The organism is Bradyrhizobium cosmicum (assembly GCF_032290525.1).
Classification (GTDB): domain Bacteria; phylum Pseudomonadota; class Alphaproteobacteria; order Rhizobiales; family Xanthobacteraceae; genus Bradyrhizobium; species Bradyrhizobium cosmicum_A.
In genome coordinates this window covers 1-14,825 of record NZ_JASXTA010000043.1, presented here as the reverse complement: position 1 = coordinate 14,825, position 14,825 = coordinate 1, and the positions used below count along the sequence as shown (strand labels likewise).

The window sequence follows — 14,825 nt, the reverse complement described above, 5'->3', positions numbered from 1 at the left end:
CGACTTAAGTGGGTTCAGAGCGAGCCGATCGGCGCGTCGCTACATTCAAGAGTATCGACTCGTACGTATACCGCACCGGTTTATTGGGGTTGCTCGATTACTTGCCCTTCTGAACACGATCTAGTGTACGCTGCTCCCGGTGATCTGATGGCGGCAACACCCGCATCAGTAAGGCGCTGTCAAGCCGTGCCCTGCCGCCGCCCATAGGCGGCCGCATGCTGCCGTGCCGCTTCTGGCGTAATGGCGCGGCTGGGATCAACCGGGCCGCGGTAATCGGCCGCGGTAACCCGCCTCACGCAAATGGCAAGCGACGAAATGGCCGGGGGTAACCTCACGCAGTTGCGGATCTTCGCTGCGACAGCGTGGCCCGACGAAAGGGCAGCGCGTGTGGAAGCGGCAGCCTGAAGGTGGGTTCATCGGGCTGGGCACGTCACCTTCGATCAGCAGGCGAGCGCGCTTGAAGCGCGGATTTGGCACCGGTGCCGCGGTGATAAGCGCCTCGGAGTAAGGGTGCAGCGGCTCATCGAAGATCGTTTCCTTGCGCGCTATCTCGACGATGCGGCCCAAATACATGACCGCGATGCGATCACCGATATGTTCGACGACGCCTAGATCGTGGCTAATAAAGAGATAGGCGAGCTTTAGCTCTTCCTTGAGGTCCATGAGGAGGTTCAGCACCTGGGCCTGGACGGAAACATCGAGCGCAGATACCGGTTCATCGGCGACCATAAGGCTGGGATTGCCGGCGAGCGCTCGCGCGATGGCGAGCCGCTGGCGTTGTCCGCCTGAGAACTCAAAAGGATAGCGCCGGATAGCGTCCGGGCGTAGCCCCACCTTCCTTAGCATGCCCAGGACGCGCACCTCGCGCTCGTCGGCCGAAAGACTCTCGAAATTCTCGATCGGCTCGGCTACGATCGTACCAGCGGTAAGCTTGGGATTGAGCGACGAATAGGGGTCCTGGAACACCATCTGCACGCGCCGCCGGTGCTGCCGCAGCGCGCCTTCGCCGAGCTTCGTTACGTCAATGCCATCGAGCCGGATAGTGCCGCCGGTGGGCTGGATGAGACGGAGGATGAGCTTGCCCACCGTCGACTTGCCGCTGCCGCTCTCACCGACCAGGCAAAGCGTCTCGCCCGGAGCGATCGAAAAACTCACGCCGTCCACCGCCTGCACGCGCGCCACCTCGCGCCGCAGCATGCCGCGCAGCACTGGGAAGTGCTTCTTGAGTTTCGTGACTTCGAGCACGGGCGCGCTCGCGTTAAAGTTCATCATTCTATGCTCACTTCGTGGGGCCTAGATTCTCACCGAATTTCAGGGAAGAGACGATGCATCTCATGCCGCGTTCATCTTTTTGGCTTCCCAGCAGGCGACGAAATGCGTTCCCTCCTGGCGCTCGAATGGTGGTGCTTTGGCGTAGCAGCGCTCTGTGGCGAGGGCGCAACGCGGCGCAAAGGGGCAGCCCGGGATGGGCTGGTTGAGCGTCGGCACGAGGCCAGGGATCTCCATAAGGCGCTTCGGCCGCTGGCCTGGGGCGTGGCGGCGTGGGATCGAGGCGATTAGGCCCTGTGTATAGGGATGAAGGGGGCCATCGAAGAGTTCCGTCACGTCGGCCTCTTCAACCTTTCGGCCCGCGTACATGACAATTACGCGCTGGCAGGTCTCGGCAACCACGCCGAGATCATGGGTGATCAGAATTACGGCAGCGCCTATTCGCTCCTTCAACTCCAGCACGAGCCGCAGGATTTGTGCCTGAATGGTGACGTCGAGCGCCGTCGTCGGCTCGTCGGCGATGAGAAGCTTCGGGTTGCAGGAAAGTGCCATTGCGACATGATGCGCTGGCGCATGCCGCCCGAGAATTGATGCGGGCAATCCTTGAGGCGCCGCTCGGCATCAGGAATGCGCACGAGACGAAGCATTTCGGCCGCACGTGCCAGCGCTTGGCCGCGATCCTTTTTCTGGTGAATCATCACCGCCTCGGCGATCTGATCTCCGACGGTGAGCACCGGATTCAGGGAAGTCATTGGCTCCTGGAAGATCATGGCGATACGATTGCCGCGGATGTCGCCCATCTCGGCCTCGCCGAGCGTCAGGATCTCGCGGTCCTCAAAACGGATCCGGCCACCTACAGTACGCGCGAGTTTGGGCGGCAGGAGGCGCATGATAGAGAGCGCTGTGATGCTCTTACCGCATCCGCTCTCGCCGACGATGCCGAGCGTATCGCCGGGTCTAACCTCGAAGCTCAAGCCATCAACGGCGCGTGTCACACCGTCCTGGGTAAAAAAATAAGTCCGGAGGTCCTCGACGCTGAGAATGGGCGCGCTCGGACCGATGTCTGGCGTGATTTCCCCAGATGGGAAGCCAGCGGAATTGCTATGCATGTTCACTTCTCACATCCGACGGGAGAGCCGGGGGTCAAGACGGTCGCGCAGCCCGTCGCCGAGCAGATTGACGGCGAGAATGACGACGGTGAGGAACGCACCTGGGAAGAAGATCGTCCAAGGGGCGCGCGCCAGAAAGAGACGGCTTGCCGCGACCATGTTCCCCCATGTCGGAATTTCGGGTGGCACGCCCGCGCCGAGGAACGAAAGTGCCGCCTCAGTAAGAATGGCCGAGGCAATGACGCTTGTGCCCAGCACGATGAGCGGCGCCACAGTGCTGGGCAGGATATGGCGACAAATGATCTTCAGATCCCGACTTCCCGAGACGACCGCGGCATCGACGAAGTCCTGGCTTCGTGTCGACAGTACGATCGAGCGGACCAGCCGCACGACGGTTGGGACCTGCGGGACGGCGATCGCGATAACGACGATCCCGAGGCTGCCCCTGCTAAGCGCGACGAGGGCAATAGCGAGGAGGAAAGAGGGGATCGCCATCGCTCCGTCCATGATGCGCATGACGACCGCGTCGAGCCGTCGGAAATAGCCGGCAACAAGGCCGAACAGGAGGCCAAAAGCGATCGCGAGTATGGCGACCGAAAACCCGACCACCAGCGAGACACGCGCGCCAAAGATCGTTCGCGCAAAGACGTCGCGCCCAAGATCGTCCGTGCCGAACCAATGCTCTGCGGAGGGCCCCCTCAACCGTTGAGAGGGCGACATTGCCATTGGATCGCCCGCAATGGCCGGCGCGAGAATAGCAATGAGGGCTATGACAATGAGCAGCGTCGTGCCGAGCACAATCGTCGGGTTGCGTCGGGCGAAGACACGAAACTCCCCGCGCTTTTGCCGCTTCGCTGGTGGACTTTCGGCGAGCACGGTCATTAGTAGCGGATCCTCGGATCAAAGAGAGTGTATGAGATATCGACGAGGAGGTTCACGAGCATGTAGACGCCTGAGAAGACGATCACGACACCTTGAATAATGGGGTAGTCGCGCCGCGAAATGGCGTCGACGACAAGCCGACCGATGCCCGGAATGTTGAAGACTGTCTCGGTGATGACGACGCCACCAATCAGGAGCGCTACACCGGTGCCGATCACCGTCACGATAGGTACAGCCGCATTCTTGAGCGCGTGCTTAAAAAGCAATGGCCGCCCGCTGACCCCCTTGGCGCGCGCCGTGCGCATGTAATCCTCACTTAGCACTTCGAGCATCGTGGCGCGGGTGATGCGCGCGATGAGCGCGATGTACACGAGGCCGAGCGTCATAGTCGGCAACACCAAGCTGCGCAACCATGGCCATACGCCTTGAGCGATCGGAGAGTAACCCTGCACCGGTAGCCATTTGAGCTCAATAGAGAAGAGGAAGATGAGGAGGTAGCCGACGACGAAGCTCGGCACCGAAAAGCCCAGAACTGCAGAGCCCATCACGAATCGATCGGGCGTCGTGCCCGCCTTCGCCGCGGCGGTGACTCCGAGCACCACCGCGATCAGCACGGTGAAGACAAGCGTGGTCAAGGCGAGCGCGATAGTTGGCTCTGCGCGCTGGCCAATCAGCGTCGCGACCGGGTCATTCCAGAACGTGGAGCGGCCGAGATCGCCGTGCAGTAGGCTTTGCACCCAGAGAGCAAACTGGGTCCATAGCGGTTCATCGAGTCCTAGCTTCTGGCGGATTTGCGCGATCGCTTCCGGCGTGGCGCTCTCGCCCGCCATGATCGCAGCGGGATCGCTGGGAGCCAGACGTACGAGCAGAAAGATGAAGATGGCGACCACCGCCATTACTGGCAGCATCGAGAGAAGTCGGCGAATAATATACGTCGTCATGTGTCCAATCTTAGTGCGCGACGCACCCTTGGAAATACGGCGCGCCGCCGTTTGGCTGCCTCTCGACGGATCACGCCTTCTCGACGTTCCACCAGGGAATGACCTCCGGAATGGGCAACATTCCATTGATGTTGGCGCGCATCACCACCGGCGAAAACGACTGGCCGGACCAGACATGCGGCACGAAGTTCCAAGCATTCTCCTGCATCTCGCGTGCAATGTTCTGGCGCTCCTCAAGCGTTTCGGCGAGCGCCCATTTCGTGCGTAGCTCCTCATGCTTGGCATCGCTCGGCCAGCCGAACCAGGCTTTGTCGCCATTCGCCTGCTGGATGACATCGAGCGGAGTACTGAGACGCGTGGCGCCCGCAGAGGTGATGAAGATGTTCCAGCCACCCTGCTCGGGTGGAGCTTTGACGGCGCGACGTGTCACCACGTTGGACCAATCCATCGACTCCATCTGCACGTTAATGCCAGCCTGGCGCATCCTACTTGCGAGGATATCGGGCCGAATTCTTGAATAGGTTTGTCGCCTGCAGTAGCACGACGGGACGCCCGTCATAACCACCCTGCTTCAAGAGCCGTCTTGCCTGGGAAAAGTCCGGAGCGGTCTCGAACCAGCCGGTATTGGCATTGTTCTCCATCGGAGTTCCGCACGCGAATAACGAGGCGCACGGCTTGTAGTACTTGGGATTGGCGGAGTTTGCCTCGAGATAGTCGACCTGCTTGACAATGTGGAGCATCGCTTGGCGACACTTCAGATTCTCAAATGGGGGGTGGAGAAAATTGAGGCGGATGATGCCAACAGAGCCGGCTCGGTTTAGCACTTGGAGCTTGAGGTTCCTGTCTTCGGAGAGCTGGTCCAGAAGGTCGGTGGGCGGGGCCTCGTAGAAATCGATCTCGCCTGCTTGCACGGCGGCGACCGCAGTCTGCGCATCCGGCATATTGACGTAGACGAGCCGATCGAATTTGACCATCTTTCCACCGGCGATGCCGCTCGGCGGTTCCTTCCGAGGCACATAATTGGCATTCTTGTCGTAGACGTATTGTATACCGGGTTTAGTTTCACGCAGGTTGAACTTGAACGGACCGGAGCCGATGACTGTATCGATCTTCTGCATCGGATCGGTCTCCGCCTCCTTTTTGCGCATGATAAAGCAGAGCGGCGTCCCGGTTTTGGCAAGCGCATCGAGGACGAGACCGTAACGCTCTTTAAGCTTGATGGTGAAGGTCTTCTCGTCCTTGGCCGAGATGTCCTTCACATAGTTCATCATGTGTTGACCGAAGCCATCACGCGCCGCCCAACGGCGAATTGACGGAACGACGTCGGCGCAGGTAACTGCCGTGCCATCGTGGAAGTTCAGTCCGTCGCGCAACTCGAATGTCCAAGTGAGCTTATCATCAGAGAGCCCGTATTTGCCTACCATTTGCGGCTGCGGCTGTTGCTGCGCGTCGATGCCAAAGAGCGTGTCGTAAACCATGACTCCGTGATAGGCAGATTGGTTTGCCGTGGTCCAGATTGGGTCATACGTCGGGATATCGCTACTCAGGACGGCCTTGATGGTCTTGCCGCCGCCCGTTTGGCCTAGCATGACCCGGGGCCATTGCCAAGGTACTGGCGGCAGCAACACCGCCCTTCACGATGGTACGACGCGTGAGGTTTCTCATTCTACTGTTTCCTCCTGATTAAGCGCGGGCCTTCTCGCCTTTGCCGCCGAGCGCTTCTCAAACGATGAGGCCGGGGCTGGTCTTTTCATCGAGCGGCCAAATCGGGCGCTTGACACGTGTGTAGGAGTAGTTGCGGTAGTCATTGCCGAAAATCCCGTCGCTTTCGACATAAATGACCTTCTTGGCAATGCCGCCGTAGCCAGCCATAAAATGGTTGGTAGATTTCACGACAACGATCTTCCGGGCTAGCGGGTCGATACCGAGGTTGCGGAAAAGCTCGAGCCCAAAAGCCTGAGTTCGGATGCTGTTGAGAACGACCTCAACGCCGCCTACACGCACCGCGGCACAGTCGCCGAGTACCGATCGTCCGAAAGGCGCAGTCTGCCAACAGTCGCGCTTGAGCCCGACCACGGTCACCATCGCATCGATGGGGGCGCCGGAAGCGGGCCCGATCTTTCCGCCGAAACGCAGTGGGAACTGAGTACCCTCACCAGCATCAAAGCAGAGTCGCACTGCAACCGGATCCCAGACAGGCCCGACTGCTACACCCACGATATCGCGCTGGATTAAGCGGCGCAGGATGGTGGTATTGTCGGAAGGGGCACCCGCGCCGGCATTGTCGGCTGGATCTGCCATGACGACTGGCGCGCCATCGAACTTGATGGCAGCGTCGATCCCCCCATCAACGGAGTAGTAGGGCGGGGCAGTCTTGCCGCGCATCGAGACGAATTCCTCTCCGATGTTGATGGCGAGTGCGTCACCCTTAGCTTTATCTTTATCCATAACAACCAGGATTCGACTGGACAGCTCCGGTACGTCCCCCCGGGAAAAGCCATGACCTATCGAGATCGAGAGCACGCCTTCCGCGCCCTCCATGGCTTTGATACGGTCTACGAAGCTGCGCATCAGCGGTAGGGTTGTTGGATAAATCCCGATCTGCCGACAGTCATAAAGCGACATGGCCGGTTTCACCTGCCCCCGCAACGTCCGAAGCACGATGTCCAACAGGTCCTCTGCGCACTCAACCATGTCAGTGTGGGGATATTCTTTGTAAAGGACGATGATATCGGCAAGCTCAACGCGCTTTATCGTTAGATGGCAATGCGGATCGAGCTCAACGCCGATGACGCATTTCGGACCGACGAGGGCGCGCACGCGCTCCAAGATGTCGCCCTCGACATCTTCGTAGCCATGCGCCACCATGGCCCCATGCAGATCTAGCAAGACACCGTCGACCGGCAGCGCTGCCTTTAGCTGGTTCAGGATCTCGTCGCGCATAAACTCGTAATCACGCTGGTTCGTGACACCTGCCGGCTCTGCCCCGAAACAGCTTCCCTCGATTAGAGTGAAACCCTCCGCAGCTGCCCTGCGGCGCGCGACCCAGAGGGGCGGAGAGCGCGGCCTATCTTCAGGATGCTCGCCCGGTCTCAATACGCCAAACGAATGGAGGCTACTCGGGAGAGGCGAGAACGTATTAGTTTCCATCGAAATTGCAGCGGCGAATAAGCGCATTTCCAAGTCTCTCCCAAGCGTCTTCTTGCTTCCATCTAACGCACTTCTCATACGTAAATCTGCCCGGATTCAAGGCCCCTCTCGCGGAAAATCTGCTAATCGCGGCTCTTGCCTGCGGAATCCGAGGCAAAGCGGCCACCGATTCCGACGGAAGGCGGCCAGCGATTCCGATCGAAAGCGGCCACCCAATCCGAACGAAGGCGGCCACCCTGTTGATAGGGTGAGACGGGGGGCGTTGTCGGCAATCTGAACGGGGCAAGGTCCCTCCTTTTGCGGTTCACGCAATGGGAGGTCCGATGCCCGCCGAGAGATTGCCGATGCGGAAGATACGAGAAGTTCTACGCCTGAAGTATGCCTGTGGGGTGAGCGATCGGGTGATCTCCCGATCGGTCGGGATCGGTCGCACGGCGATCGCGGAGTATGTCCGCCGCGCCGCGGTGATCGGCATCACCTGGCCGATACCGGAGGAGCTCGACGACACAGCACTGGAGCGCAAGCTGTTTGCGCCAGCCGGCTACAACCCGCCGCGATCGAAGCCGCTTCCGGATTGGGGGCATGTCCATGCCGAGTTGCGCCGCCGCAGCGTAACGCTGGCGCTGCTGTGGGAGGAATACCGCGGCCATCATCCCGACGGCTACGGCTACAGCCGGTTCTGCGACCTCTACGTCGAATGGCGCCACGGCATCACGGCGACCATGCGGCAGACCCACGCGGCCGGCGAAAAGCTGTTCGTGGACTTCGCCGGCGATACCGTGCCGGTGTTCGACGGGCTTACCGGGGAGGTGCGCGCCGCCAAGATCTTCGTCGCGGTCATGGGAGCGTCGAACTACACATTCGTCCAAGCCCGGTTCAGCGAGGCGCTGCCCGACTGGATCGGCGCCCATGTGGATGCGCTCACCTTCCTGGGCGGAGTGCCGAAGGCGCTCGTCTGCGACAATCTGAAGGCCGGGGTGACGGTGGTGAGCCGCTACGAGCCAGGCGTCAACCGGACTTACCAGGATCTTGCCACCCATTACGGCACCACCATTATGCCGGCGCGGCCCCGCAAGCCGCGCGACAAAGCCAAGGTGGAGGCGGCGGTTCTTATCGTCCAGCGATGGATTTTGGCGCGGCTGCGCAACCGGCGCTTCTTCTCGCTCGCCGAGTTGAACGTTGCGATCCGCATCCTGGTCGACGAACTCAACGCCCGCCTGATGCGCAAGCTCGGTGCCAGCCGCCGCGAGTTCTTCGACACCATCGATCGTCCGGCCCTGATGCCGCTGCCGGCCGAACCCTATCAGTACGCCGAATGGCGTCGTGCCCGTGTAGCGCCGGATTACCATGTCGAGGTTCAGGGGCACTTCTACTCGGTGCCATCTCGCCTGAACCGCCAGGTCGTCGAGGTGCGGGCCACCGAGGCAACCATCGAGGTGTTCCATCGCGGCACCCGGATCGCCAGCCACGCACGCTCAGGCGTCAGGCGCCGCCACACCACGATCCCCGAGCACATGCCGAGCGCACATCGCCGATACGCCTTCTGGACGCCGGCACGTCTGCTGGCCGCCGCCGAGAAGATCGGTCCGTCCACGATCGCGCTGTGCCAGGCGATCATGCGGACAAAGCCCCATCCCGAGCAGGGCTTCCGATCCTGTCTCGGCATCCTGCGGTTGGAAAAGACCTATGGGACGCAACGTCTGGAAGCCGCGTGCCGCCGTGGGATCAGCATCGGCTCAGCGAGCTATCGGTCGATCGCCTCGATCCTCAAGACCGGCCTGGACAAAGCCTTCCTTCCCGACACCGCCCCCGAGGCCGATCCCATCCAGCACGGCAACATCCGTGGCCGCGGCTACTACCACTGACCACCAACAAGGAGACCTTATGCTCAGCAACCACACCCACGAACGTCTCGCTGCTCTCGGGCTCGCCGGCATGGCCAAGGCCTTCGACGATCAGCAACGCCAACCGGACGTTACCGCGCTGACCTTCGAGCAGCGCCTCGGCCTGATGATCGATCGCGAAGCAACCGAGCGAGAGAACAAAAGGCTCATCGTGCGCCTGAAGTTCGCCTCGCTACGGCAGGCCGCAATCGTCGAAGATGTCGATCTGCGCGCTCCGCGCGGCATCGACCGCGCCTTCTTTGCCAAGCTCGTCGATGGCGATTGGATCAGCCGCAAGCAAAATTTGCTCATCACCGGGCCGACCGGCGTCGGCAAGAGCTGGATCGCCTGCGCACTCGGCCACAAGGCATGCCGCGATAATCGATCCGTCTTATATCATCGCCTGCCAAGGCTGTTCGAAGCTCTTGCGCTCGCCCGCGGGGACGGACGCTATGCGCGGCTCCTCAAGACACTATCGAGGGTCGATTTGCTCATCCTCGATGATTGGGGCCTCGCCCCGCTTACCGGCGAGCAGCGTCGCGATCTCCTCGAAGTCGTCGACGATCGACACCAGCGCGGATCGACCATCATCACCAGCCAGGTGCCGATCGAAAATTGGCATGAGGTCATCGCCGACCCGACCATCGCCGACGCCGTCCTGGATCGGCTCGTCCACAATGCTCACCGCCTCACACTCAAGGGAGACAGCATGCGAAAGATCACTGCGCAGCGCGCCAATCTTGACGCAGCCAAGAAAACCTGACCCAACTCCTCATGCCGGCAACGACACTCCGGCCGCCTTCGTCGGAACAGGTGGCCGCCTTCGATCGGAATGCATGGTCGCGTTCAATCGGAATCCCTGGCCGCAATCCCCGGAATCCGCATCTTGCCGCCGAATTTCTGCACGCCGGTCTTATGATGAGCTTGATGTCGCAGGCGGCTGCCAACCGGAACGAGCGCCGGCTGTTAGATGGAACGCGCGGTTAAGGAGTCCGAGATGGCGCCGATCGATGGTAGCTCCTCTCCTCCCCCCTTGCCTCCCTCGTGGCGCAGCGACTCATCGACTAATTCGATGCTGCGGGGAAGCTTGTAGGTTACCACCCGCTCCGCCAGGTACGATTGAAGCTCGTCGGCGCTCAGAGCCCTGCATGACCGGACCATGAGACGAACCCGTATCCTCGTGTCGCAGGCCAATCACAGCGCTCGAAATAACCAATGAGTGCTTGTCGATCGCCCTTCGAGCTCCGCCGGATCCACCTTGGACCCGCCGACCAGGATGATATCGGTCACGGAGGTAGAGCTAGCCCTCGGCTTTGAAATAGCCAGTGTCTCCGAGGCTCACTAGTTGCCCGGCAGGGCTCGCGCTCTAGCGCGGTGGCGTATATTTGGGGCGGACCCTTCGCAGGACGCAATAGACACGCCCACCGCGCCTGGCGGCACCACGTTGCCGCTGGCGTCAAAGGCACTCATTTCGCCTCCCTTCACGCGACCTACCAGCCCCGCGGTCATCGAGCCATTCGCCTTCGGTGATTGCTCCAAGCTATGTTCTCGCTGCCACCGTACATTCCCATGATCACGTCAGGCCCTAGCCACTCGATGGAGGCCTCCTTGGTTTAGGCGGACACGGCCCGGCCAAGTGCCAAGAGCCCTCACCGATGAGAGGTCGTAGCGGCCTCGCACTTCTTCTGACAGCCGCAAGATCCGACTCATCCATGGTCGCACTTGGACAGATTTAGCTCGCCCTAGATCGCTGGACTCGCGCAGCAGCGCCTTCGCACCGAACCGGCGCAGCGGCAGCACGTAGCGGCCAAAGGTTGGCTCGTCGAGAGCGAACCACAACTTGCCGCTGTGATAAAGCGGTACGGCTATCAGCGCCGTGTCGCCCTGCCGCAATCGCCAGAGGCTATCATTGGATTCAGCACGCGTCTGACCGGGCCGGCCCGAAAGGACAACGTTGGGTCGGCCCTTCGATCCGCACGAGCGTCTCGCCACCGGATTTCGGATATCAATGGCCCCGCCATCATGCTCCTTTTGCGGGTGCGCGCGGGGAGACTCGATTCAGCTGTTCGTTGCGGCACCTAAGTAGCGGTTGTTTTGTTTCCGACGTGAGTAGCAATGTTCGTATATAGTTACGCAATGGCTTAGCAGTATCGATCTGATAGGTTCAAACAAGGCAATCGACTCAATGCGAAACCGGGTCAGTGTTGCGCATGCCGCGGAGGCGCTCGGAGCGTCGCCGCAGCAACTCAACACTGGTCAGCACGGCAATTGAGAACAGCATCAGCACAGTCGAGGCAGCAATAATCGTCGGGCTGATCTCCTCGCGGATGCCGGAAAACATGACCCTCGGCAGCGTTCGCTGCTCAGGACTCGCCACGAAAAGAGCGACTACCACCTCGTCGAAGGAGGTAAGAAAGGCGAAGAGCGCTCCAGAGATCATGCCTGGAAGTATGAGGGGGAGTGTAACTTTGAAGAACGCGGTGATCGGCGGCGCCCCAAGGCCAGCGGCTGCGCGGGTCAGGGAGCGATCGAAGCCCGCCAGCGTTGCCGTTACGGTGATGATGACAAAGGGCGTAGCCAGGGTCGTGTGCGCCAGGATCAGCGCGGCAAATGTATTGAGCAATCCGACATCGGCATAGAAGAAATACACGCCGACCGCGGTGATTACAATCGGAACGACGGTGGGCGAAATCAGCACGCTCATCACTGCCGTCCGCCATGGAAAACTCGGCCGGCTGAGCCCGAGCGCGGCTAGCGTGCCCAACACCGTCGATAGAACGGTCACGACGATGGCGACAAAGATTGAATTGTGAAGTGCGCCCTGCCACCGGATGGTCAGGAAGAACTCCTCATACCATCGCAGGGACAGCCCAGCCAAGGGATAGGTGAAGAAAGGTACGGAATTCAATGAGAGCGGGACGATCACGAGGATCGGCGCAATTAGAAACAACAGGATCGCCCCGCAGAGCAGTCGGTGCAGATAGTACCAACCCTTTTCTAACGGAGAGGCATAAGCGGAGACGGCCATGATTCTCACCCCATCTTAATCCGGTCGACGCCGAACAGCTTGTTGAAGGAATAGTAAAGTAGCAGGGTCACAATGAGCAGGATGGCCGCCAGCGCAGAAGCCATGCTCCAGTTAAGCTCCTCATTTGTATAGTGCGCCACAAACGAGCTAACCATTTGATCCGCCGGTCCCCCGACGAGCGCGGGCGTCAAGTAGTAACCGAGGCACAAAATGAAGGTCATCAGGCAGCCGGCGGCGATCCCCGGCAGGGTTAGCGGGAAATAGATCTTCCAAAAGGCGTAAAATGGGCCAGCGCCGAGCGAGCGAGCGGCGCGGACATAGCTCGGCGGGATCGTCCGCATAACGCTGTAGATCGGTAGGAGCGTCAGTGGCAGCTGGATATGGGTCATTGCCACGAGAGTCCCTACCCTATTGAAGATGAGTTCGGCCGGTTGCGATATGACATGCAGAGCCATCAACGTGTCGTTGACGATTCCGTGCTGCTGCAGCAGGACGACCCAGGCGGTTGTCCGTATCAGCACTGATGTCCAAAACGGCAGCACAACCATGATCATCAGAAGATTGCTAGACTTGAGGGGTAGTGTCGCCAAGAGATAGGCCACAGGAAAACCGAGCAGCAGGGTTATAGCGGTTACGCCGATGCTAATGCCAATAGTGCGCAAAAAGACGTCGCGAAAGATCCTGTTCTCCGGCGGTGACGCGACAATCTGGCTATCCGGGCCATACTCGTAATCAAGCGACCGCAGCAAATAGTAGCCCGTATAGGCCGAAGTTCCACGCCTTAGGAGGCTCCAGACATCGTGCCGTCCCCACAGCGGACTAACTTTGATCAGTGCCTCTTTGTAGGAGCCGGCGGGAAGCGAGTTCGCTTTGCGCGCGCTCGATGTCACTTCGCTGAGAGAACCGGGCAACTCATAGTTCATGCGCTTGCCAATCGGGCCCACCGTCTTCTGAGTCCAAGACTCTTGGAGGTCACCCGCCAGAGCGGCATACACGGTCTCGTCGGGCAGGCCCTTGCCATCCCATCCCCGTATGGCCGTCATCGTCCGCGGCATTAGAGTGAGAAGTGTGTCGTCATGGATGGCGTTGAAAAGCATCCGGCCAATCGGCAGAACGAAACCGACCGCTATGAATACCAACAGCGGAAGAACGAGGACAAAGTCTTTGAATTTCTGCCGGCGCTCGACCCGCCGCAGCTTGACACGCAAAGGTTCGGGGCTGCTGGAGATTTGGACGGCTGTCGTCGACATAAACGATGCTCCTGGTTCGATACCGCGGGGAGAACAAACGCCTCCCCACGGCATATTTTTGGCCTTCCTTCTCCGGCCTACTTCGTGAGCCAGGCGGTAAAGCGCTGGCCCAGTTCGTCGCCCTTGTCAGCCCAGAAGGCGTGGTCTTTGTGCAGCGCAATGGCATCATGCTCTGGTGTATTAGGAAGATCCGGGAACACCACCGGATCGACAAGCGCCAGCGCCTCTTTGTTGCCAGGCCCGTAGGAGAAATAGCGAGTGAAATCAGCTTGCGTTTGGCCTGAAGCGGCGAAGGCCATGAACTTGTAGGCCTCGTCCAGATGAGGACTTCCTTTGGGAATCACCCAGTAGTCCAAATTTCCCTGGGCAGCGTCCCACATGATCGCGAAGTGCTTGCCTGAGTCCTTGTTTGCAGCGGTGATACGACCATTCCAGGCCGTGGTCATGACGACTTGGCCGTCGGCGAGAAGCTGCGGGGCCTGCGCGCCGGCCGTCCACCAGATGACGTCCTTCTTGATCGTGTCGAGCTTCTTGAAGGCGCGGTCGACGCCCTCCGGCGTGTTGAGAACCTTATAGACCTCCTCTTTTGGAACGCCATCCGCGATCAGCGCCCATTCGAGATTCGGATACGGATTCTTCCACAATCCGCGTTTGCCGGGAATCTTCTTCGTGTCAAAGAAGTCGGCGATTGTATTCGGACCGTTCGGCAGCTTATCTTTGTCATAGGCGACGACGGTGGCACTGCCACCCTGCGGCACCCCGCAGTCAAATTTGCCGGGGTCACCGAATTTGGCCCGGTCGAGTCCCAGTTTCTTCCAGTCGATCGTCTCAAGGAGGCCCTGATCGCACAACGGCAAGATGGGCGGGGGGCCCGCGCTAACCACGTCCCAACTCACGCTCTTGGACTCGACCATTGCGCGAATTTTGGCAACCTCGCCGCTATACTCTCCTTCCGTAAATGTAATTCTGGTCTTGTTTGTGAAGGGTTCGAAAAAGACCTTTCGCTGAGCGGCCTGCACGGCACCGCCCCAGGAGACGATCGTGAGCTGATCACCAGCGAAGGCGGATGCCGCTGATCCAAGGCACATGCCTACAAACACGGCCAGAGCCAAGGCGTTAACGATCGTAACTGACTTGCACTTCATTTGCTTCTCCTGTTGTGCCGCTCCCGCGAGCACGGGGCGGCTGTCAAACGCGCGTCACGCCACATCGGCGCCGGCCCGACTCGTCTCACGGCGCATCGAAGGCCCGGCAATCTTCAGCTTTCCAGCCGATGGTGATCAACGCACCGGGCTCGACCCGCACCGTGCCTT

Annotated in this window: 11 protein-coding genes and 1 pseudogene; 2 read left to right on the top strand and 10 right to left on the bottom strand. The window is 60.2% G+C overall.

What is annotated here, in order from left to right:
- Positions 1-255: 255 nt before the first annotated feature.
- The 7 genes and pseudogenes from QSV46_RS37845 to QSV46_RS37815 form a co-directional block, all read right to left on the bottom strand.
- Entirely contained in the window at positions 256-1,272 is a 1,017-nt protein-coding gene (locus tag QSV46_RS37845; RefSeq protein ID WP_314963821.1) for a dipeptide ABC transporter ATP-binding protein, read from the bottom strand.
- A 60-nt stretch (positions 1,273-1,332) separates the two neighbouring features.
- A pseudogene (locus QSV46_RS37840) lies at positions 1,333-2,330 on the bottom strand (ABC transporter ATP-binding protein).
- Between the two features lie 57 nt (positions 2,331-2,387).
- On the bottom strand, positions 2,388-3,260 hold the full coding sequence (locus QSV46_RS37835; protein WP_314963820.1) for an ABC transporter permease: 873 nt from the start codon (positions 3,258-3,260) through the stop codon (positions 2,388-2,390).
- The gene (locus tag QSV46_RS37830) at positions 3,260-4,201 is read right to left on the bottom strand and encodes an ABC transporter permease (protein ID WP_314963819.1); all 942 of its coding nucleotides are present in this window, start codon (positions 4,199-4,201) and stop codon (positions 3,260-3,262) included. The genes QSV46_RS37835 and QSV46_RS37830 overlap by 1 nt, the downstream gene beginning before the upstream one ends.
- A gap of 70 nt (positions 4,202-4,271) precedes the next feature.
- Entirely contained in the window at positions 4,272-4,649 is a 378-nt protein-coding gene (locus QSV46_RS37825) for a hypothetical protein (protein ID WP_314963818.1), read from the bottom strand.
- Between the two features lie 37 nt (positions 4,650-4,686).
- A complete protein-coding gene (locus QSV46_RS37820) occupies positions 4,687-5,790 on the bottom strand; it encodes an ABC transporter substrate-binding protein (protein WP_314963817.1) in 1,104 nt (367 codons plus the stop codon).
- Positions 5,791-5,923: 133 nt separating this feature from the next.
- Positions 5,924-7,378, bottom strand: a complete 1,455-nt coding sequence (locus QSV46_RS37815; protein WP_314963816.1) for a M81 family metallopeptidase — start codon at positions 7,376-7,378, stop codon at positions 5,924-5,926.
- 296 nt (positions 7,379-7,674) lie between these two features.
- Between QSV46_RS37815 and istA the strand changes: the two genes are divergently transcribed.
- Positions 7,675-9,216: an IS21 family transposase gene (gene istA / locus QSV46_RS37810; protein ID WP_314963815.1), complete on the top strand. Its 1,542-nt coding sequence runs from the start codon at positions 7,675-7,677 to the stop codon at positions 9,214-9,216.
- Between the two features lie 19 nt (positions 9,217-9,235).
- Positions 9,236-9,997 carry an IS21-like element helper ATPase IstB gene (gene istB, locus QSV46_RS37805; protein WP_007592724.1) on the top strand — a complete coding sequence of 254 codons (762 nt, stop codon included), beginning with the start codon at positions 9,236-9,238 and terminating at the stop codon, positions 9,995-9,997.
- A 1,419-nt stretch (positions 9,998-11,416) separates the two neighbouring features.
- On the opposite strand, the gene QSV46_RS37800 is transcribed toward istB, so the two are convergent.
- From QSV46_RS37800 to QSV46_RS37790, 3 genes are all read right to left on the bottom strand, one after another.
- Positions 11,417-12,262: an ABC transporter permease gene (locus tag QSV46_RS37800; protein WP_314963814.1), complete on the bottom strand. Its 846-nt coding sequence runs from the start codon at positions 12,260-12,262 to the stop codon at positions 11,417-11,419.
- Positions 12,263-12,267: 5 nt separating this feature from the next.
- Positions 12,268-13,512: an ABC transporter permease gene (locus QSV46_RS37795; RefSeq protein WP_314963813.1), complete on the bottom strand. Its 1,245-nt coding sequence runs from the start codon at positions 13,510-13,512 to the stop codon at positions 12,268-12,270.
- A gap of 77 nt (positions 13,513-13,589) precedes the next feature.
- Positions 13,590-14,657 (bottom strand): ABC transporter substrate-binding protein, encoded by a 1,068-nt coding sequence (locus QSV46_RS37790; RefSeq protein ID WP_409997276.1) that lies wholly within the window; start codon positions 14,655-14,657, stop codon positions 13,590-13,592.
- Between the last annotated feature and the right edge of the window lie 168 nt (positions 14,658-14,825).

Coding starts and splice junctions, on each gene's coding strand:
- QSV46_RS37845 (WP_314963821.1), bottom strand. CDS start 1,272: ATGATGAACTTTAACGCGAGCGCGCCCGTGCTCGAAGTCACGAAACTC.
- QSV46_RS37835 (WP_314963820.1), bottom strand. CDS start 3,260: ATGACCGTGCTCGCCGAAAGTCCACCAGCGAAGCGGCAAAAGCGCGGG.
- QSV46_RS37830 (WP_314963819.1), bottom strand. CDS start 4,201: ATGACGACGTATATTATTCGCCGACTTCTCTCGATGCTGCCAGTAATG.
- QSV46_RS37825 (WP_314963818.1), bottom strand. CDS start 4,649: ATGGATTGGTCCAACGTGGTGACACGTCGCGCCGTCAAAGCTCCACCC.
- QSV46_RS37820 (WP_314963817.1), bottom strand. CDS start 5,790: ATGCTAGGCCAAACGGGCGGCGGCAAGACCATCAAGGCCGTCCTGAGT.
- QSV46_RS37815 (WP_314963816.1), bottom strand. CDS start 7,378: ATGCGCTTATTCGCCGCTGCAATTTCGATGGAAACTAATACGTTCTCG.
- istA (WP_314963815.1), top strand. CDS start 7,675: ATGCCCGCCGAGAGATTGCCGATGCGGAAGATACGAGAAGTTCTACGC.
- istB (WP_007592724.1), top strand. CDS start 9,236: ATGCTCAGCAACCACACCCACGAACGTCTCGCTGCTCTCGGGCTCGCC.
- QSV46_RS37800 (WP_314963814.1), bottom strand. CDS start 12,262: ATGGCCGTCTCCGCTTATGCCTCTCCGTTAGAAAAGGGTTGGTACTAT.
- QSV46_RS37795 (WP_314963813.1), bottom strand. CDS start 13,512: ATGTCGACGACAGCCGTCCAAATCTCCAGCAGCCCCGAACCTTTGCGT.
- QSV46_RS37790 (WP_409997276.1), bottom strand. CDS start 14,657: ATGAAGTGCAAGTCAGTTACGATCGTTAACGCCTTGGCTCTGGCCGTG.